23 protein-coding genes are annotated in these 18959 nt (G+C 69.2%); 5 read left to right on the forward strand and 18 right to left on the reverse strand.

All coding sequences use genetic code 11. The features are described from left to right. Positions 1 to 4: 4 nt before the first annotated feature. From frr to rpsB, 4 genes are all read right to left on the reverse strand, one after another. Positions 5 to 559 carry a ribosome recycling factor gene (frr, locus tag AB0O65_RS07685; protein WP_071644732.1) on the reverse strand — a complete coding sequence of 185 codons (555 nt, stop codon included), beginning with the start codon at positions 557 to 559 and terminating at the stop codon, positions 5 to 7. Positions 560 to 633: 74 nt separating this feature from the next. Then, positions 634 to 1350: a UMP kinase gene (gene pyrH / locus AB0O65_RS07690; RefSeq protein WP_191713071.1), complete on the reverse strand. Its 717-nt coding sequence runs from the start codon at positions 1348 to 1350 to the stop codon at positions 634 to 636. Between the two features lie 90 nt (positions 1351 to 1440). Beyond that, positions 1441 to 2268 carry a translation elongation factor Ts gene (gene tsf, locus AB0O65_RS07695; RefSeq protein WP_071644730.1) on the reverse strand — a complete coding sequence of 276 codons (828 nt, stop codon included), beginning with the start codon at positions 2266 to 2268 and terminating at the stop codon, positions 1441 to 1443. A 42-nt stretch (positions 2269 to 2310) separates the two neighbouring features. Continuing rightward, positions 2311 to 3210, reverse strand: a complete 900-nt coding sequence (gene rpsB, locus AB0O65_RS07700; protein ID WP_071644729.1) for a 30S ribosomal protein S2 — start codon at positions 3208 to 3210, stop codon at positions 2311 to 2313. A 295-nt stretch (positions 3211 to 3505) separates the two neighbouring features. Here rpsB and AB0O65_RS07705 point away from each other — a divergent pair, with 295 nt between their 5' ends. After that, complete coding sequence (locus tag AB0O65_RS07705) at positions 3506 to 3997, forward strand: M23 family metallopeptidase (protein ID WP_083428809.1); 492 nt, start codon at positions 3506 to 3508, stop codon at positions 3995 to 3997. Positions 3998 to 4027: 30 nt separating this feature from the next. Here AB0O65_RS07705 and AB0O65_RS07710 read toward each other — a convergent pair whose 3' ends face one another. From AB0O65_RS07710 to AB0O65_RS07750, 9 genes are all read right to left on the reverse strand, one after another. Further along, a complete protein-coding gene (locus tag AB0O65_RS07710) occupies positions 4028 to 4930 on the reverse strand; it encodes a tyrosine recombinase XerC (RefSeq protein WP_363383929.1) in 903 nt (300 codons plus the stop codon). A gap of 54 nt (positions 4931 to 4984) precedes the next feature. Then, entirely contained in the window at positions 4985 to 6160 is a 1176-nt protein-coding gene (gene dprA, locus AB0O65_RS07715; protein WP_363383931.1) for a DNA-processing protein DprA, read from the reverse strand. Beyond that, the gene (locus tag AB0O65_RS07720) at positions 6157 to 7686 is read right to left on the reverse strand and encodes a YifB family Mg chelatase-like AAA ATPase (RefSeq protein ID WP_071644725.1); all 1530 of its coding nucleotides are present in this window, start codon (positions 7684 to 7686) and stop codon (positions 6157 to 6159) included. Before AB0O65_RS07720 ends, dprA begins: the two co-directional genes overlap by 4 nt. Continuing rightward, positions 7683 to 8045 carry a YraN family protein gene (locus tag AB0O65_RS07725; protein ID WP_363383933.1) on the reverse strand — a complete coding sequence of 121 codons (363 nt, stop codon included), beginning with the start codon at positions 8043 to 8045 and terminating at the stop codon, positions 7683 to 7685. The genes AB0O65_RS07720 and AB0O65_RS07725 overlap by 4 nt, the downstream gene beginning before the upstream one ends. A gap of 92 nt (positions 8046 to 8137) precedes the next feature. Next, positions 8138 to 8464, reverse strand: coding sequence for a DUF2469 family protein (locus AB0O65_RS07730; protein ID WP_071644723.1), 327 nt, complete (start codon positions 8462 to 8464; stop codon positions 8138 to 8140). A gap of 43 nt (positions 8465 to 8507) precedes the next feature. Further along, a complete protein-coding gene (locus AB0O65_RS07735; protein ID WP_313480877.1) occupies positions 8508 to 9167 on the reverse strand; it encodes a ribonuclease HII in 660 nt (219 codons plus the stop codon). Next, positions 9164 to 9895: a signal peptidase I gene (lepB, locus tag AB0O65_RS07740; protein WP_313480876.1), complete on the reverse strand. Its 732-nt coding sequence runs from the start codon at positions 9893 to 9895 to the stop codon at positions 9164 to 9166. Before lepB ends, AB0O65_RS07735 begins: the two co-directional genes overlap by 4 nt. Before the next feature lie 117 nt (positions 9896 to 10012). After that, entirely contained in the window at positions 10013 to 10360 is a 348-nt protein-coding gene (gene rplS, locus AB0O65_RS07745; RefSeq protein ID WP_071644740.1) for a 50S ribosomal protein L19, read from the reverse strand. A 175-nt stretch (positions 10361 to 10535) separates the two neighbouring features. Further along, positions 10536 to 11030, reverse strand: a complete 495-nt coding sequence (locus tag AB0O65_RS07750) for an MFS transporter permease (RefSeq protein ID WP_191711678.1) — start codon at positions 11028 to 11030, stop codon at positions 10536 to 10538. A 102-nt stretch (positions 11031 to 11132) separates the two neighbouring features. On the opposite strand from AB0O65_RS07750, the gene map reads away from it, so the two are divergent. Both map and AB0O65_RS07760 read left to right on the forward strand, forming a co-directional pair. Further along, positions 11133 to 11915: a type I methionyl aminopeptidase gene (gene map, locus AB0O65_RS07755; RefSeq protein ID WP_313480873.1), complete on the forward strand. Its 783-nt coding sequence runs from the start codon at positions 11133 to 11135 to the stop codon at positions 11913 to 11915. A 141-nt stretch (positions 11916 to 12056) separates the two neighbouring features. Next, a complete protein-coding gene (locus tag AB0O65_RS07760; RefSeq protein WP_313480871.1) occupies positions 12057 to 12764 on the forward strand; it encodes a DedA family protein in 708 nt (235 codons plus the stop codon). Positions 12765 to 12776: 12 nt separating this feature from the next. On the opposite strand, the gene trmD is transcribed toward AB0O65_RS07760, so the two are convergent. From trmD to rpsP, 4 genes are read right to left on the reverse strand one after another with little or no spacing between them, the layout of a single operon-like run. Next, on the reverse strand, positions 12777 to 13469 hold the full coding sequence (trmD, locus tag AB0O65_RS07765) for a tRNA (guanosine(37)-N1)-methyltransferase TrmD (RefSeq protein WP_313480869.1): 693 nt from the start codon (positions 13467 to 13469) through the stop codon (positions 12777 to 12779). Between the two features lie 16 nt (positions 13470 to 13485). Continuing rightward, positions 13486 to 14049, reverse strand: a complete 564-nt coding sequence (gene rimM / locus AB0O65_RS07770) for a ribosome maturation factor RimM (RefSeq protein ID WP_071644716.1) — start codon at positions 14047 to 14049, stop codon at positions 13486 to 13488. Between the two features lies 1 nt (position 14050). Then, a complete protein-coding gene (locus AB0O65_RS07775; RefSeq protein ID WP_071644715.1) occupies positions 14051 to 14281 on the reverse strand; it encodes an RNA-binding protein in 231 nt (76 codons plus the stop codon). Positions 14282 to 14287: 6 nt separating this feature from the next. Beyond that, positions 14288 to 14716 (reverse strand): 30S ribosomal protein S16, encoded by a 429-nt coding sequence (rpsP, locus tag AB0O65_RS07780; RefSeq protein WP_071644714.1) that lies wholly within the window; start codon positions 14714 to 14716, stop codon positions 14288 to 14290. Positions 14717 to 14925: 209 nt separating this feature from the next. On the opposite strand from rpsP, the gene AB0O65_RS07785 reads away from it, so the two are divergent. After that, a complete protein-coding gene (locus AB0O65_RS07785) occupies positions 14926 to 16074 on the forward strand; it encodes a glutamate--cysteine ligase (protein WP_363383938.1) in 1149 nt (382 codons plus the stop codon). A gap of 41 nt (positions 16075 to 16115) precedes the next feature. Here the strand turns inward: AB0O65_RS07785 and AB0O65_RS07790 are convergent, their stop codons facing one another. Then, a complete protein-coding gene (locus AB0O65_RS07790) occupies positions 16116 to 17084 on the reverse strand; it encodes a sugar-binding domain-containing protein (protein ID WP_313480865.1) in 969 nt (322 codons plus the stop codon). A gap of 100 nt (positions 17085 to 17184) precedes the next feature. Between AB0O65_RS07790 and AB0O65_RS07795 the strand changes: the two genes are divergently transcribed. Then, positions 17185 to 18903 (forward strand): glycerol-3-phosphate dehydrogenase/oxidase, encoded by a 1719-nt coding sequence (locus tag AB0O65_RS07795; protein WP_313480863.1) that lies wholly within the window; start codon positions 17185 to 17187, stop codon positions 18901 to 18903. Positions 18904 to 18959 lie beyond the last annotated feature (56 nt).

An 18959-nucleotide genomic window follows, 5' to 3' on the forward strand; every position in this document is an offset into this window, starting at 1 on the left:
GCCGTCAGACCTCGAGCAGCTCTGCCTCTTTGCGCTTGAGCGCGTCGTCGATCGCGTCGACGTACTGACGGGTCAGCGCGTCGAGCTCCTTCTCGCCGCGAGCGATCTCGTCTTCGCCCACGTCGTTCTTGAGCGCGTCGAGCTGATCCTTCGCCTTGCGTCGGATCCCGCGCACCTGCACCTTGGCGTCCTCGCCCTTCGAGCGCACGAGCTTGACGTACTCCTTGCGACGCTCTTCGGTCAGCTCGGGCATCGTCACGCGCACGATGTTGCCGTCGTTGGTCGGGTTCGCGCCGAGGTTCGGCATGTCGCGGATGGCCTGCTCGATCGCCCGCAGCGCGCTCTTGTCGTACGGGGTGACGATCAGCGTGCGCGCCTCGGGGTTGGCCATCGAGGCGAGCTGCGCGATCGGCGTCGGGGAGCCGTAGTAGTCGACCATCAGCTTCTGGAAGAGCTGGGGGTTCGCGCGCCCGGTGCGGACGGTGGCGAAGTCCTCCTTGGCGGCGTCGACCGCGCGGGTCATGCGTGCGGTGGTATCTGCGAGGACGTCCGCGATCACGGGTGCTCCTTAGGTCGTGGTTTTCGAACGATTCTATCCGGCGATGTGCCGCAGAACCCTGAGCGACGAGGCGGTCAGGGCGTGACGAGCGTTCCGATGGGCTCGCCGAGCAGCGCCTTCGTGACATTGCCCGCCGGCTCCATGCCGAACACGCGCATGTCCATGTTGTTGTCCATGCACAGGCTGAACGCGGTGGAGTCGACCACCTTGAGGCCGCGCTGCAGAGCGTCGCGGTAGGTCACGCGGTCGATGCGCTCGGCGCTGGCGTCCTTATTCGGGTCGGCCGTGTAGATGGCGTCGACGCCGTTCTTCGCCACCAGCACCTCGTCCGCTCCGATCTCGAGGGCGCGCTGCGCGGCGACCGTGTCGGTGGAGAAGTACGGCAGGCCCGCACCGGCACCGAAGATGACGACGCGCCCCTTCTCCATGTGACGCTCGGCGCGACGCGGGATGTACGGCTCGGCGACCTGGGTCATCGAGATGGCGGACTGCACCCGGGTCGCGGCGCCGGCCTGCTCGAGGAAGTCCTGCAGGGCGAGGGCGTTCATGACCGTGCCGAGCATGCCCATGTAGTCGGCTCGGCCGCGGTCCATCCCGCGCTGGCTGAGCTCGGCCCCGCGGAAGAAGTTGCCACCGCCCACGACGATCGCGATCTCGACGCGGTCGACGGCCGCGGCGATCTCACGCGCGATCTGTCCGACGACGTCGGGGTTGACGCCCAGCTGGCCTGCGCCGAACGCTTCGCCGGAGAGCTTCAGGAGGACGCGCCGGCGTCCGGTGCCTTCGGTCATGGGTGGGTTCCTCTCGTCCCGATTCAAGATAGTGCCTTCTGGGCATGAAGAAGGGGGTTCGGATCGCAGATCCGAACCCCCTGGAGGTTGTTACGCGCCGACCTTGAAGCGGGCGAAGTCGGTGACGGTGATACCGGCATCCTTCGCGACCTGGGCCACGGACAGCTTGTTGTCCTTCGCGTAGTCCTGCTCGAGAAGCGCGACCTGCTTGAAGTAAGCGGTGACGCGACCCTCGACGATCTTCGGCAGAGCAGCCTCGGGCTTGCCCTCGTTGCGGGAGATCTCGGTGACGATCTCGCGCTCCTTCTCGACCTCGGCGGCCGGGACGTCCTCACGGGTGAGGTACGACGGGTTCGCGAACGAGATGTGCTGGGCGATGCTGCGCGCGGTCTCGGCGTCCGAGCCGCTGTACGCGACGACGACACCGATCTGCGGCGGCAGGTCCTTGCTGGTGCGGTGCAGGTACACCGACACGGCGTCGCCGGTGATGGTGCGCACGCGACGCAGTTCGACCTTCTCGCCGATGATGGCTGCCTCGTCCGAGATCAGCTGCTCGACCGTCTGGTCGCCGGCCGGGGCTGCGAGGGCCGCCTCGATCGAGTCCGCGGAGACGGCCGCGACGGCGTCGGCGACCTTCTCGGCGAGCGTGATGAAGCGCTCGTTCTTCGCGACGAAGTCGGTCTCGCAGGCGAGCTCGATCAGCGTGACGGCACCGTCGGTCTCACGAGCGACGACGAGGCCCTCGCTGGTGGAGCGGTCGGCGCGCTTCGCGTTGCCCTTCGCACCCTTGAGGCGAAGGATCTCGGTGGCCTTCTCGACGTCTCCGTCAGCCTCCTCGAGCGCCTTCTTGGTGTCGACCATTCCGGTGCCGAGCTGCTCGCGCAGCGCCTTGATGTCGGCGATGGTGAAGTTGGCCATGTGTGGTGGCTCCTTGCTTCGTATCTGAACGTGTGGGGGGACTTACTTGGCGTCTGCCTCGGCGGCGGGCTCAGCCGTCGCGTCGGCGGCCGGAGCCTCATCGGCGGGTGCCTCGGTGGCTGCAGCCTCGGTGGCCTCGGCCGCGGGTGCCTCGTCGGCGGCCGGAGCGTCAGCGGCGGCCGGAGCCTCGCCGCCCTCGAGCAGCTCGCGCTCCCACTCGGCGAGCGGCTCGGCGTCACCGGCGTCGGGGTTGTGCTTCTGCTGCAGGCCCTCGGCCGCGGCGTCGGCGATGATGCGGGTCAGCAGCGAGACCGAGCGGATCGCGTCGTCGTTGCCGGGGATCGGGTACTGGAAGTCGTCCGGGTCGGCGTTCGTGTCGAGGATGCCGATCACGGGGATGCCGAGCTTCTTGGCCTCGTCGATGGCGAGGTGCTCGCGCTTGGCGTCGACGACCCACAGAGCCGACGGGGTCTTCGACAGGTTGCGGATGCCGCCGAGCGACTTGTGCAGCTTGTCGAGCTCGCGCTTCTTGAGAAGGAGCTCCTTCTTCGTGAAGCCGGAAGCCGCGGGGTTGTCGTAGTCGAGCTCCTCGAGCTCCTTCATGCGAGCGAGACGCTTCGCGATGGTGGAGAAGTTGGTGAGGAGGCCACCCAGCCAGCGCTGGTTGACGTAGGGCTGGCCGACGCGGTCGGCCTGCTCGGCGAGGATCTCCTGCGCCTGCTTCTTGGTGCCGACGAAGAGGATGGTGCCGCCGCGCGCGACGGTCTCCTTGACGAAGTCGTAGGCCTGGTCGATGTACGACAGCGACTGCTGCAGGTCGATGATGTGGATGCCCGAGCGCTCGGTCAGGATGAAGCGCTTCACCTTCGGGTTCCACCGGCGGGTCTGGTGTCCGAAGTGCACGCCGCTGTCGAGCAGCTGGCGGATGGTGACCACAGCCATGGTCGTCTCCTTGTTCTGACGCTCTCGCGTCGTTGAGGTTGATACGCCGATCGATTCGACCGGCAGTCCTGGTACCCGGCGCACACCCGCCCGCTCGAAGAGCGGGACCTGTGGGAGTGGATGCCACGACCTGAGTCGCTGTGGGCACGCGTAGTCACCTCGATTTCGAGGTGCTCCCCCAGTGTACAGGATCGGGCCACCGCGAACGTCCTGCACAGGAGCGTGAATCGGCGGCTTATCCCCGGCCGTCGCCATCCCGCGCACGCGGCGACGCGGCATGGGCGAGGGTGAGTCGATGCGCTCCAGATCGGCCGCCCTCGTCCTCTCGCTCGCCCTGTCCCTCGGCGGCAGCGCGAGTCCCTCCGAAGCCGACGGAACGTGGGAATGGCCGGTGCGCGGCGCCCGCTCGATCGTCGCTCCCTTCCGCGCCCCGGCGCACGAGTACGGGTCAGGTCATCGCGGCATGGACGTCGCGGTCGGCGCGAGCCCTGACGTCATCGCTCCCGCTCCCGGCGTCGTGGCGTTCCGCGGAACGGTGGTCGACAGGCCGCTGATCACGATCGACCATGGCGGGGGTCGGGTGAGCACGTGGGAGCCGGTGTCGTCGGCCTTGTCCCCCGGCGATGCGGTGGCGGCCGGGGATCTGATCGGCACGGTGGCGGCAGGTGGTCATACCGCGCGCGGCGCGCTGCATGTCGGCGTCCGGCTCGACGGGCGCTACGTCAATCCCCTGCCCCTGTTCGGCGAAGTGCCGAGGGCTGTCCTGCTTCCCTGCTGCGAAGGGTGAGGGGGCGCGCACCGGGTCATCCGCCGGGTGTCACGCGCGCGGATGCGCGAGGCGGTATCCGGCGAGCAGACGCTCAGCCGACACGTGCGTGTAGATCTGCGTCGTGCCGAGGCTCGCGTGACCGAGGATCTCCTGCACCGCGCGCAGATCGGCCCCGCCGTCGAGCAGGTGCGTGGCTGCGGAGTGCCGGAGGGCATGCGGGCCGACGTGCTCGGCGCCGACGATCGGGCTCAGAACCCGGGCCACGAGGGCGTAGACGGTGCGCGCGCCGATGCGCGCTCCGCGCGCACCGAGGAACAGCGCCGGCGTCGACTGCGCGGCGCGCGCCATCAGCGCCGGGCGCCCTCGGCTCAGGTAGGCGCCGATGGCGTCGGCGGCGGGTGCGCCGTACGGAACCACCCGCTCCTTGGCGCCCTTGCCCAGCACCCGCACGGTGCGACGATCCATGTCCACGTCGTCGACGTCGACGCCGCACAGCTCGGACACGCGCATGCCGCTGCCGTACAGCGCCTCGAGGATCGCGTGGTCGCGCAGCGCGAGGGGATCACCGGCGGCCGCGGCCGCACGAAGCTGGTCGAGCAGGTCGCGCATGCCGTCCTGGGATGCGACGACCGGCAGCGTCTTGGAGCGCTTCGGCGTCACGAGGCGCAGGCTGGGATCGACCGGGATGAGTTCGCTCTCGTGCGCCCACCCGAAGAACGAGCGTGCGGCCGCCGCGCGTCGAGCGAGCGTCGACCTCGCGTCGCCGCGTCGGGTGGCTCGCCACAGCCACTCGCGCAGCAGCTCGAGGTCGATCTCGCGCAGGTCCACGTCGGCGACGACGGCGCCGAGGTCGGCGAGGTCGGAGCGGTAGGCGCGCACGGTCGCCGGTGACAGCCGTCGCACCCGCTCGAGGTACGACGTGAAGGATGTCACCGCGTCCGCATACCGCACCGCTCCAGCATGCCGCTCCTCGGCGGCATCGCCGACTGCCGCGCCGTGATGCGGTCAGTCGCTGCGCACCCACCCGTCCTCCCGCTGTGCGACCGCACCCTCGAGGGCCAGCACGCCGAGGAGCGAGCGCACGCGTTCGACGGAGAGTCCGCTGCGGCGCGCGATGTCCGCCGGGTCGCGGGGGCTGCGGGCGCTCATCGCGTCGAACAGCCTGGTGCGGTCGTGATCCGGGGCGGTGGAGGGACGGGCCGTGACATCCTGCTCCCCCCACAGCTCTCTGACCTCCTGAGCGCTCGTGACGCACACCGCGTCGTACTCCCGCAGCAGCCGATGGCATCCGGCCGATGCCGGGGAGGTGATCGGCCCGGGGACCGCACCGATCGGGCGTGCCAGCGACGCCGCGTGCCCGGCGGTGTTCAGCGTGCCGCTGCGCCAGCCCGCCTCCACGACGACGGTCGCCATGGTCGCGGCCGCGATGAGCCGGTTGCGGGCGAGGAAGCGCCACTTCGTCGGCGCCGATCCGCAGGGCACCTCGCTGAGCACCACGCCGGACTGCCTGATCCGATCGAAGAGCTGCTGATGTCCGATCGGATACGCCCGGTCGACACCGCCCGCGAGGAACGCAGCCGTCGCGCCGCCGACGCCGAGCGCTGCGCGGTGCGCGGCGCCGTCGATCCCGTAGGCGCCTCCCGACGCGATCAGGGTGCCCCCGGTCGCGAGGTCGCCCGCCAGCTCGGCGGCGGTGCTCTCGCCGTACCCCGTGGCGGCCCTCGCGCCGACGATCGCCGCGGCCGTCTCTGCGCGCAGCACGTCGACATCGCCCCGCGCCCACAGCAGCACGGGCTGGTGGACCTCGAGGTCGTCGAGTCCGTCCGGCCAGAGCTCGTCGCCGGGAAGCAGCAGGCGCGCTCCCACACTGTGCGCGGCGAGCATGGCATCCCGCACCGCGCGGGTGCTCGCGCGAGGCCGCCACCTCGCCAGCGCCTCCGCCAGAGGCCGGGGCGCTGTCACTCCGGGAGGGACGAGACCCGACTCCCCGAACGCGGTGCGCAGCGCCTGCACCGCACCCAGAGCCTGCAGCAGCGCACCGGCCACACCATCTCCGGGTTCGACGAGCACGGACCACGCGACCCGCGCTGCCACCTCTGCGGGGTCCGCATCGGCACGCAGCAGGCGAGCGCTCGAACGCAGCTCCGGGTCGTCGATCAGTTCGAGTCCTGTCGCGATCATGCCAGAAGTCCTTTCTTGAGGAACAGAGCGTGCCCGAGCTGATCGGCTCCGGGTGATGACAGACCTGCCAGATCGCTCAGGGTCCACGCGATCCGCAGCACCCGGTCATACGCCCGCAGCGTGACCGCACCTCGCTCGAGTGCGCGGTCCAGCGGTGCGCGCACCGCCGGCGGGAGGCGCAGCGCACCCTGTCGCAGCCGCTCCCCCGGCACCTCGCCGTTGACGCGCCAGGGGCTGGCACGCCATCGCTCCGCTGCGGCAGCGCGTGCGCGGGCGACGCGCTCGCGCGCCTCGGAGGTGGACATGGTCGACCGCTCGCCGGACGTCGCCCGTGATGCAGACACGCGCGCGACCTGCAGGTCGATGTCGACGCGATCGCGAAGCGGGCCCGACAGTCGCCCTGCGTAGCGGCGGATGGCGGCCGGCGGACACGCGCACTCCGCGCCTCGCACCCCGTAGTTGCCGCACGGGCAGGGGTTCATGGCGAGCACCAGCTGGAACTGCGCGGGAAAGCTGGCGGCGAATCCGGCACGGACGATCTCGATGCGCCCCGACTCGAGCGGCTGGCGCAGGGCGTCCAGGGCGGCTCGCTGGAATTCCGGAGTCTCATCGAGGAACAGCACGCCGCGATGCGCGCGCACGATCGCTCCCGGCCGCGGGGCGCGAGAGCCGCCACCGACCAGCGCGGCGGCCGACGCCGTGTGGTGCGGGGCCTCGAACGGGGGCAGGGCGTCGAGGCGGGTGACGGCATCCCCCGTCAGCGACCGGATCGCCGCCACCTCGAGCGCCTCGGTCTCGGTCAGCGGCGGAAGGATGCCGGGTAGGCGCCGAGCCAGCATGGTCTTGCCGGCACCGGGAGGACCGCTGAGCATCATGTGATGTCCGCCGGCCGCGGCGGTGATCAGCGCGTCCACCGCTTCGTCCTGGCCGATCACATCCGCGAGATCCACGGTGTCATCTGCCGCGTCCACGCGGGCCGGGAGCACGACGGGCTCCGTGTCATCCACCTCGAGATCGGCGCCGTGCGCCACCGCGACCTCCGCGAGCGACACCGCGGCGTGCACCTCGACGCCGGGCACGAGACGAGCCTCGGTGGCGTTGGCGTGGGGCACGATCACGCGTGTGAATCCCGCGCGCGCCGCGGCGTAGACGGCGGGCAGCACGCCGGGCACCGGGCGCAGCCTGCCGTCGAGGCCCAGCTCGCCGATGTGCACGGTCGAGCGCACGGATTCGCGACGCAGCGCTCCCCCGGTCGCCAGCGTCGCCACAGCGACGCTCAGGTCGAAGCCGCTGCCCGCCTTCGGCAGGTTCGCGGGTGACAGATTCACGGTGAGTCGCCGACGCGGGAAGTCGAGCCCTGCGTTCACGCAGGCGTTGCGCACGCGCTGTGCGGCCTCACCGAGCGCCTTGTCGGGCAGGCCGATGATCTGGAACCCCGGGGTCTGGTTGCTGAGATCCGCCTCGACCTCGACCATGTGCCCGTCCACCCCGGTCAGCGCGACAGCCCAGGTGCGCGCCGTGCTCATCGCAGGTCCTCGAGATGCTCGAGTCGTGCGTCACGGACGTCCGTCCCGGTGAGACCGATGATCTCGACCCTGATGCGTCTGCCCCTGGACAGCTCGGGGTGGGCTTCAGCCCACGCGAACGCCAGGCGCCAGAGCCGCTGATGCTTGCGCTCGTCGATCGCCTCGAACGGGTGCCCGAAGCGCTCGGATCGGCGCGTCTTCACCTCGATCATGCAGAGCAGGTCGCCGCGCGTCGCGACGATGTCTATCTCGCCCTGCGCGCACCGCCAGTTGCGCTCCAGGACCTCGTAGCCGGACGCGCTCAGATGCTCTGCAGCGCGCTGTTCGCCCGCTCGCCCGAAGTCGTCTTTCGCTGCCATGACGACAGCCTGCGTCGCGACGCCGACCTCGGCGGCCGGGTTTCACAGTGATTGTGGAGAACCCGCCGACATCCCCGAACTGGGGATGATCATCACTTGCCGTCGAGCGACAGCTCTTCGGGCAGCTCGAATTCGCGCCGCTGCAGCTCTTCGACGTTCACGTCCTTGAAGGTCAGCACGCGGACGGCCTTGACGAAGCGATCGGCGCGGTAGATGTCCCACACCCACACATCGGTCATCGAGATCTCGAAGTAGAAGTCGTGCTCGGTGTCACGACGGACGACGTTCACCTCGTTCGCGAGGTAGAACCTGCGCTCCGTCTCGACGACGTACTGGAACTGGCCGACGACGTCGCGGTACTCGCGGAACAGCGCGAGCTCGAGCTCGCGGTCGTAGTCGTCGAAGGCATCCTCATCCATGATGTCTCCATCCTATGAGGACAGAGCCTGTTATGCGGATTCCTCAGAACAGCGTCGGCGCGTCCGCGATGGCCCACGACGATCGGTGCAGGGGCGACAGGCCCTTCTCCCGGATCGCCTGGCGGTGCTCCGGGCTCGCGTAGCCCTTGTTCCGCTCCCACTGGTAGTCCGGATGCTCGGGATGCAGGGCGGCCATGTGCGTGTCGCGCGCCACCTTCGCGATGACGGACGCGGCCGACACGGAGGCGCAGTCGCGGTCGCCCTTGACGACGGTGCGAACGGTGAGCGGCGCGGGATGCACGCGTGAGACGTAATCGTGGTTGCCGTCGAGGATCACGAGCGTCCGCTCCAGGCTCGCGCCGGCGTCGACGACAGCCTGCACCGCCCGCGACGCGGCCAGGCCGAGAGCGCGCATGATCCCCACCTGGTCGATCTCCGCGGCGCTGGACCAGCCCACGGCCGACAGCGGCACCCACCTGCTGGCCCGCTCGGCCATCTCGGGTCGACGCTTCTCGGCGATCAGCTTCGAGTCCCGCAGCCCCTCGAGCACCCGACGACGAGAGCCTGCGGCATCCATCACCGCCGCCCCGACGGCGACGGGACCCGCGAGCGCTCCCCTGCCGACCTCGTCCAGCGCGATGATGAGGTCGAAGTCCTTGAGCAGGCGACGCTCGAGCGTGAGCGTCGGGGCCACCACGGTCATTCGGGTGCGGGCACCGCGCGGAACACGTCGTCGTGCGTGTCCACGGACCCGAATCTGTCGAGGGGCCAGGTGGTCAGGAAGGCACGGCCCACGACGTTCTCCAGCGGCACGAAACCGCCGCCGGGCAGCTCCTGATGCGCGCGGGAGTCCTGCGAGCGGTCGCGGTTGTCGCCCATCACCCAGATGCGGTCCTCGGGCACGGTCACGTCGAACTCGATGTCCGAGGCCGCGGTGTCGCCCTCGGGGAGGTTGAGGTACCCCAGCTCGTTGATCGGCGAGCCGTTCACCGTGATCTGCCCGAGCGCGTTGCAGCAGACCACGTGGTCACCGGGCATGCCGATCACCCGCTTGACCAGGTGATCCTGGGCATCGGTGGTCGAGATGCCCACGAAGGTGAGCGCCCAGTCGACGGCCTCGACCAGCGGTGGCCGTGCCGGCCGCTGCGGAGCCGGGGGCAGCCATCCGCCTGGGTCCTTGAACACGACGACATCACCGCGGTCGTACCCGGTGAAGCGGGGAGTGAGCTCGTCGACGAGGATGCGGTCGTTGACGAGCAGGGTGCGCTCCATCGATCCCGACGGGATGTAGAACGACCGCACGACGAAGGTCTTGACCACGAACGACACCAGCGCGGCGATGACGATGATGACCAGGACATCGCGCAGGAAGACCAGTGCGCCCCGACGCCGCTGCGGTGGCTGGACTGCCGCGGGGGCATCGGATGTCATGTGTTTCCTCTTCATCGACTCACCGCGCACGCGGCAGTACAAGGTTCGCACACCCGCGAGTGAACGAAAGAACCCCGGGACGAGTGTCCCGGGGTTCTTTCGCAAGGATGCGACGGATCAGTTGTCGCGCTTCTCCTTGATCTTGGCCTTCTTGCCGCGCAGGTTGCGCAGGTAGTACAGCTTCGCGCGACGGACGTCACCGCGGGTGACGACCTCGATGTGGTCGATCACCGGCGAGTGCACCGGGAAGGTGCGCTCGACGCCCACCTGGAAGCTGATCTTGCGGACCGTGAAGGTCTCGCGCACGCCATCGCCCTGACGGCCGATGACGACGCCCTGGAACACCTGGATACGCGAGCGCGTGCCCTCGGTGATGTTCACGTGCACCTTGACGGTGTCGCCGGGGTGGAAGACAGGAATGTCGGAACGGAGCGAAGCCGCGTCGACGGCGTCGAGGATCTGCATGATCGTCTCTCTCTGCACTCGCCACAGGTCGGATGCATGATTCAAAGGGATGAGAACGGGTGTGTGCCGAGCGGCGCGCGAGGCGACCGCGGGTTCCCCTGAGGCAGAACCGGATCACGGCACAAACAGCTATTCTGCCACGAACCCGCCCCCCGCGCCACTCGAGGGGCGCCGGTCAGAACTCTCGCGAACGAGACTCCTCGATGATGACGACGCTCGGCTCGCTGCGCGTCGAGTCGCTGCGCTGCTGCGGGGCGATCGTCGACCACGTCAGCGTCTCGCGCAGCCGCGCGCCGGCGTCGCGCGCCTCGTTCCAGAGCTGCCAGATCTGCATCCAGAACAGGGCGACCGCGGCGACGATGGCGGCCGCGAGCAGCCACGGGAACGCCCCCTCGATGAAGAAGCCGACCAGGATGGTCAGGACGTGCCACACCGCGAAGCCGGCGATGTCCAGCCACGACACCGCGCGCTCGGCGCGCACGGACGGGCGCGAACGTGTCAGCAGCGTGAGCACGAGCTGAGTGACGAGAACGCCGGGGATCGCCATCAGCAGCACCCAGAGCAGCGCCCAGCCGCTCTGGCCGAAGATGGCCCAGCCGACCAGCATCCACGCGGGAAGGGCGAGCGATGCCGGTAGCAGCCAGCGGAAGAACAGCCGTCGCAGGTCCATACTCCGATGCTACGTGCGCACCCGCCTGTGCGGGCGAGTGTTCGCTGTGGGCATCGCCGAGGTGCGCATCGGGGAGAATGGATGCTGACGAGAGGAACCTCCATGATCGAACTGCGCACCCCCGCCGAGATCGACGAGATGCGCGCCGCCGGCAGCTTCGTCGCCGAGACCCTGGCGACCCTGCGCGATGAGACGAAGGTGGGGACGAACCTGCTCGCCATCGACGCCAGAGCACACGATCTGATCCGCCGCGCCGGCGCCGAGTCCTGCTACATCGACTACGCGCCCTCTTTCGGTCGCGGTCCGTTCGGGAAGGTGATCTGCACCTCGGTGAACGACGCGGTGCTGCACGGACTCCCGCACGACTACACCCTGCGCGACGGCGACCTCGTCTCACTCGACTTCGCGGTGTCCCTCGACGGCTGGGTGGCCGACTCGGCCGTGTCGTTCGTGGTCGGCTCCCCCCGCGACGAGGATCTGCGGCTCATCGACACCACCGAGCGCGCTCTGGACGCCGCCATCGCCGCCGCCGTCGTCGGCAACCGGATCGGCGACATCTCGGCATCCATCGCCGCGGTCGCGCACGGCGAGGGCTACTCGATCAACACCGACTTCGGCGGCCACGGCGTCGGCCGCATCATGCACGGCGACCCGCACGTGCCGAACGACGGCCGCGCCGGGCGCGGATTCCCGCTGCGAGAGGGTCTCGTCTTCGCGCTCGAGCCGTGGTTCCTCGCGACGACCGACGAGCTCGTCACGGACGACGACGGCTGGACGCTGCGCAGCGCCGACGGGTCACGCGGCTCGCACTCCGAGCACACCGTGGCCGTCACGAAGGACGGCCCGATCGTGCTGACGGACCGCAGCTTCCTCGGCGTCGACTGATCGCACGACATCGGCGCAGCCGGCCCGCTCGGCTCGCCGCGCGACCGCGGGCACGCCGCGAGCCTTCCCAGAACTCTCGCATGCGTCCTGCCTAGACTCGCGTGCGACCCCACCCGACGACCCCGAGGGATGCGCCGCACGATGACGACCTCCACGACCGACACCTCCTGGCTGGGCTCACTCATCGATGCGGTGATCAGCCTGATGGACATCATCGGTCCGATCGGGGCCGGCGTCGCGATCGCCCTCGAGAATCTGTTTCCGCCGCTGCCGAGCGAGGCGATCCTCCCGATGGCGGGGATCGCCGCCCACGACGGCGCCTTCGGACTGTGGGAGGCCGTGGCGTGGACGACCGCGGGATCGCTCGTGGGAGCTCTCGCCCTGTACGGTCTGGGAGCGTGGCTGGGCCTGAGTCGACTGCGACGCATCGCCGATCGTCTTCCGCTCATCGACGTCTCCGACGTCGACCGCACGGTGGCCTGGTTCCACCGTCACGGCGGGAAGGCCGTCTTCTTCGGTCGGTTCGTGCCGATCTTCCGCAGCCTCATCTCGATCCCGGCCGGCGTGGCACGCATGCCGCTGTGGCGCTTCGGCGCGCTGACCACGCTCGGCAGCCTGATCTGGAACACCGCGTTCATCCTCTGCGGCTGGTTCCTCGGCTCGGGCTGGCACATCGTCGAGCAGTACGTGGATGTGGTGCAGAACGTCGTCATCGTGGTCGTCGCGGTGACGGCCGTCGTGTTCGCGGTCGTCCGCATCCGCTCCCTGCGGGCGAAGAAGCGGCACGGCGCATCGCCGGAGCCGAGCGACACGCGCACCGGCGAGCTGCCGGTGCGCTCCGGGCGCTGACCGGCCGCGAGCTCAGTCGGAGAGCAGGTCCGGACGACGCGCGCGGGTGCGCTCGATCTGCTGCTCACGGCGCCAGGCCGCGATCGCACCGTGGTTGCCGCTGAGCAGGATCGGCGGCACCTCGCGGTCTCGCCACACCGACGGCTTCGTGTAGGAGGGATACTCCAGCAGTCCGTCCTCGTGCGACTCCTCGACCAGGCTCTCCGGGTTGCCGACGACGCCGGGGATGAGTCGCCCGATCGCCTCCACCATCGCCATCACGGCGACCTCTCCCCCGTTCAGCACGTAGTCGCCGAGGCTGATCAGGCGCACCTCGCCGAGCTCGGCGGCGTACTCGAAGACGCGCTCGTCGATCCCCTCGTAGCGCCCGCAGCCGAAGATCAGATGCTCGCGGGTGGCGAGATCGCGCGCGGTCGCCTGCGTGAAGACCTCGCCGGCGGGGGACGGGAAGATGATGGTCGGCCGGTCGGATGCCTCCGTCGCCGCGAGCTGATCGAGTGCGAGCCCCCAGGGCTCGGGCTTCATCACCATGCCGGCGCCACCGCCGTACGGGGTGTCGTCGACGGTGCGGTGCCTGTCGGACGTCGAGTCGCGCAGATCGTGGATGAGCAGATCCAGGATGCCGGAGTCACGCGCCTTGCCGAGAAGCGAGAGAGCGAGACCGTCGAAATACGACGGGAAGATCGATACGACGTCGATTCTCATCCGCGGAGGCCGTCGCTCACTCAGATGGCGCGTCGTCACCCGAATCCGCTGCCGGAAGCTCCTCGAAGAGCCCGGCGGGCGGCGTGACGGTGACACGGCCGGCGGCGACGTCGACGGTGGGAACGATGGCTTCGACGAACGGCACCATCACCTCGCCCGACTCGGTCTTCACGATCAGGAGATCCTGCGCCGGCAGATGCTCGACCCTCGCGACGCGACCGACGACGACGTCGTCACGCAGCACGTCGAGACCGACGAGCTGGTGCGCGTACCACGCGTCGTCCTCGACCTCGTCGTCCTCATCCATCCAGAGGATGGCGCGGACGAGCGACTCCGCCGCATCGCGGTCGTCGACGCCGTCGAGGAACACGACGGAGTTGCCGTTCATCACCCGGTACTCGCGGATCGTGACGGTCTTGCCGTGCCAGCTGGATGCCTCAGGCACCTGCAGCGTGAACTCGGCGCCCGGGACGAAGCGGCGCTCCGGATTGTCGGTGTACAGCTCGAGCTTCAACGCGCCCTTGAGGCCGTGCGCCTTGAGCAGCCGGCCGACGCGGAGCTGATTCTTCTCGGCGGCCACGTCAGTCGTCCGCGACGTCGACGCGGACGCGACGTCCGTCGGCGAGGGCGGAGATGAGGGTGCGCAGCGCCTTGGCGGTGCGGCCGCCGCGCCCGATCACGCGACCACGGTCATCCGGGTGCACGTGCACCTCGAGGAGGTCGCCACGGGGCGACGCGGATGCGGTGATGCGGACATCGTCGGGGTGATCGACGATCCCCTTGACGACGTGTTCGAGCGCGGCGGCGAGCACAGCGGATTACTCTGCGTCGGCGGCGGGAGCCTCAGCGGCCTCCGCGTCGGCGGGAGCGTCGGCCGGGGCCTCCTCGGCCTTCTTCTCGGCCTTGGGCTTGATGACCGACTTCTTGGCGGAGTCGATCTCGAACGGCGCCTTCGGCTCGGCGACCTGAACCGTGGACTTCGCGTCCTTGTCGCCCTTGAACTTGCCCCAGTCGCCGGTGAGCTTCAGCAGCGCCGCGACCTGCTCGGTCGGCTGAGCGCCGACGGACAGCCAGTACTGCGCGCGCTCCGAGTCGACCTCGATGAACGAGGGGTGCTCGGTGGGGTGGTACTTGCCGATCTCCTCGATCACGCGACCGTCGCGCTTGGTGCGCGAGTCGGCGACGACGATGCGGTAGTGCGGTGCACGGATCTTGCCCATGCGCTTGAGACGGATCTTGACAGCCACGATTCTCCTGAATGGTGTGGAAAGAAAGATGAACCGGTCGCCTGGAGAGTGGGGTGCACATCCGGCGGAAGCTCTGTACGGGGTGACGAATGCTGGATAGAGGGTCGAGCAGCCGTCCGACCCTCTATTCTGCCAGATCCGGCCGCCGTCCGCGAAACGACACGACACGGTGCGCGCAGCGAGTCGGCCGTGCGTGTCAGACTGTGCGCGTGCCGATCGAATTCGCCTCCTCCGCTCGTTCGACAGTGGGGCTGGAGTGGGAGGTCATGCTCGCAGACCCCACCACCGGAGATCTCGTCGGCCGCGCACCCGAGCTGCTCACCCTTCTCGAACGGCAGAGCGCCCCGGAACGCCACACCGTCACCGGCGAGCTGCTCACGAACACCATCGAGGTGACCAGCGGCGTCGGCGCCACGGTAGCCGACGCGGTCGACGATGTCGCCGCCGCCATCGCGGCGGTGCGCCGATCGACCGATCCTGCCGGGATAGAGCTGCTGTCGGCCGGCAGCCATCCCTTCGCCCAGTGGTTCGATCAGCGCGTGACCGACAAGAACCGCTATCGCAAGCTCATCGAGCGCACCCAGTGGTGGGGTCGGAACATGATGATCTGGGGCATCCATGTGCATGTCGGTGTCGACGACCGGGCGAAGGTCCTGCCGATCATGGGCGCGCTGGCGGGATTCCTCCCCCACCTTCAGGCGCTCTCCGCCTCGAGCCCGTACTGGGCCGGCGAGCGGACGGGCTACGCGTCGAACCGGGCGCTCGTGTTCCAGCAGCTGCCCACCGCCGGGCTCCCCTGGTCGATATCGAGCTGGCAGGAGTTCGAGACCTTCGTCGACGACATGACCCGCACGGGGGTGATGGAGGATCCGTCCGAGATCCGGTGGGATGTCCGGCCCGCACCGAAGTGGGGCACGATCGAGGTCCGCGCGTGCGACGGCATGTCGACGTTGAGCGAACTGGCTTCCGTCGCCGCACTCACCCAGACGCTCGTGGAGTTCTTCTCCCGCGAGCTCGATGAGGGCAGCCCTCTGCCGACGCTTCAGCCCTGGTTCCATCGGGAGAACAAGTGGCGGGCGGCTCGATACGGCCTGGATGCCAGGGTGATCGTCGATCGCGCCGGATCGCAGGTGCCGGTGCGCGAGCACATCACCGCCGTCGTCGAGGATCTGATGCCGATCGCCGCCGATCTGCGCTGCACGCAGGAGCTGCAGGGTGTGCGCACGATCGTCGAGCAGGGGGCGAGCTATTCGCGCCAGCTCGCGGCGGCCGACGCGGCGGGCGGCGACCTGCGCCAGGTCGTTCGGCATCTCATCCGGGAGTTCCGAGCGGGGCCCGACCGCTCGGTCCTCGTCTGAGGCGCCGCGCGCTCCGCCATCGGAGCGGCGGTCCTGATGGATCAGTCGCTGTCGAGCAGCCTGCGAGCCAGCGCGTCATCGAGGACGACGTCCGTGATGAGTCCCGCTCCGATCGCGGCCTTGAGCGAGCCGAGCTTCGCCGCGCCCGAGACGACGCACACGCGGCGCGGCACACGCCTCAGCCGGTCGAGTCCGGGGCCGGTAGAACGTGCATTGAGGCGCACATCGCGCCAGGTCCCGTCTGCGCGGAAGAACACCGTCGCGACGTCGCCGATGACGGCATCCTCCTTCAGGCTCCGGTAGTCGTCGCGGCCGAGATAGCCGCCGACGTATACGCGGCTGGGAACATCCGCCTCGGGAGAGCCCAGACCGAACACGGCGATGTCCATCTTGGCCTGGAAGGCGAGCACCCGCCGGGTGCTGCGCTCGCGCCACATCGCCTCTCGGGTGTCGGGACTGTCGAAGAACGCGGGGACGGGGAACTGCTCGACCTGGGCGCCGAAGGCGTGACCGAAGCGCTGCAGGATGTCGCTGGAGTACTCCAGACCGCTCGTCTGCGTGTTGCCTGCGCCGTTGAGCTGCACGAAGGTCGTCCCGTGGGTCTCCTTGGGGATCAGCGCCCGACTGACGGCGCTGATCGTGGAGCCCCAGGCGACCCCCGCGACCATGTTCGAGTCGATGAACTGCGACAGCAGGCGCCCGGCGGTGAGCGCGACGCGCTCCAGTCGCTCGACCTCGCTGACCCGCTCCGGGATCGGGGCGATGTGAGCGGTGATGCCGTGCCGATCGTTGAGTCGCTGCTCGAGCATTCCCAGCCGCTCCAGCGGCGAATGGATCCGGATGTCGACGAGGCCGACCTCGCGGGCGAAGCTGAGCAGACGGGACACCGATGATCGGGAGGTGCCGAGCTCGCGAGCGATGACCTCCATCGTCTGATCCTGCATGTAATACAGCTGAGCCGCGGTCAGCGCCGCGATCAGCTTCCGGTCGCGTGCGGCGTCTGTGGTCATGTCGTCCTCCGCGCCGATTCTTGCACATATGTGCATCCGGGTTGCACGTGGCGCTCTTCGGGTCGATGCTGAGAACATCCAGAGAAGAGGAAGGTCGAAGATGATCGAGTCGACGCACTCATCACGTGAACGCCAGCAGGTCGAAGCCGTCCGCGAGTCGGGACGCACCACGGTTCTCATCATCGGTGCGGGGATCAACGGCATCTCCACGTTCCGCGATCTCGCCCTCCAGGGCGTGGACGTGCTTCTCGTCGAACGCGGCGACTTCGCGTCCGGGGCCTCGGCAGCTTCGAGCCACATGATCCACGGCGGCATCCGCTATCTCGAGAACGGCGAATTCCGCCTCGTGCGGGAATCCGTCCAGGAGCGCAACGGTCTGCTCAAGATCGCGCCGCACTACGTCAAGCCGCTGCAGACGACCATCCCGATCTATTCGACCTTCTCCGGCATCCTCTCCGCCCCGCTGCGCTTCCTCACGCACCGCAGCGGAAAGCCGCAGGAGCGCGGCGCCTTCCTGATCAAGGTCGGGCTCACGATCTACGACACGTTCTCTCGCGATGGCGGGGTCGTCCCCCGCCACCGATTCCTCGGACGCAAGCGCTCGCTGGCGGAGCTGCCGTCGCTGGACCCGAAGATCAAGTACACCGCCACGTACTACGACGCGTCGATGCACGATCCCGAGCGTCTCGCGCTGGACGTGCTGCAGGATGGTCGCGCCGCGCACCCGGGTGCTGTCGCGCTCAACTACGTCGAGGCCATCGGACGCACAGCCGACGGCGTGCTGCTGCGCGACCGCGAGACCGGGACGGAGTTCCCCGTGTCCGCCGACGTCGTGGTCAACGCATCCGGTCCGTGGACCGACCTCACCAACGACGCCCTCGGCGAGCAGACCCACTTCATGGGCGGCACGAAGGGCTCGCACATCGTGCTGGATCACCCTGAGCTGCTCGACGCGACCGCGGGGAGGGAGATCTTCTTCGAGCACTCCGACGGCCGCATCGTGCTCATCTACCCGCTCAAGGGCCGCGTGCTCGTCGGCACGACCGACATCGACGCCGATCCGCGCGAGGTGCCGGTGTGCACCGACGAGGAGATCGACTACTTCTTCGAGCTGATCCACCACGTGTTCCCGTCGATCCCGGTCTCCCGCGACCAGATCGTGTACACCTTCTCCGGCATCCGTCCGCTCCCCCGCCACGAGGACACCGCTCCCGGGTTCGTATCGCGCGACTACCGCGTCGAGGTCGACCGCGACGGCGAGGTGCCGCTGGTCAGTCTTGTCGGCGGCAAGTGGACGACGTTCCGCGCCCTCGGCGAGTCGCTCTCCGACGTCGTGCTCGAGCTGATCGGCCGCGGCCGCCGGGTCTCGACGGTCGGCCGGGCGATCGGCGGCGGCCAGGGCTTCCCGCGCACCGCGCGCGCCAGACACAGCTGGATCGAGCAGAACCTTCCCGGCGCGGGCGACCGCGCCGAGCGCCTGCTGACCCGATACGGCACCCGCGCGGCTGACGTCTGGCAGTTCGTCCGCGGAGGCGACGACGCGCCGCTCGCCGACGGTGATCTCTCGACGCGAGAGCTGATGTGGATGGTCGAGCGCGAACACGCCGTCCGCCTTCAGGATGTCATCCTGCGTCGCACCAGTCTGGCGTTCACCGGTGAGGTCACCGGCGAGGTGCTCGTCGAACTGGCCGATGCGATGGCGCCTCTCCTCGGTTGGGATGACGGACGTCGCATCGCCGAGCTCGAAGACACGCGCTCGCTGCTCAACGACCGACACGGCCTCGACGTTCCCGCTCTTCCGTCGCATCAGAACGGCTGAAGCACCGACCGTCGCCTCCCCGCGACATGAATTCACCCATTGCCCGCGCCGGGGAG

The sequence above is a fragment of the Microbacterium sp. NPDC077391 genome (assembly GCF_040686955.1).
In the GTDB taxonomy this organism is placed as follows: domain Bacteria; phylum Actinomycetota; class Actinomycetes; order Actinomycetales; family Microbacteriaceae; genus Microbacterium; species Microbacterium commune.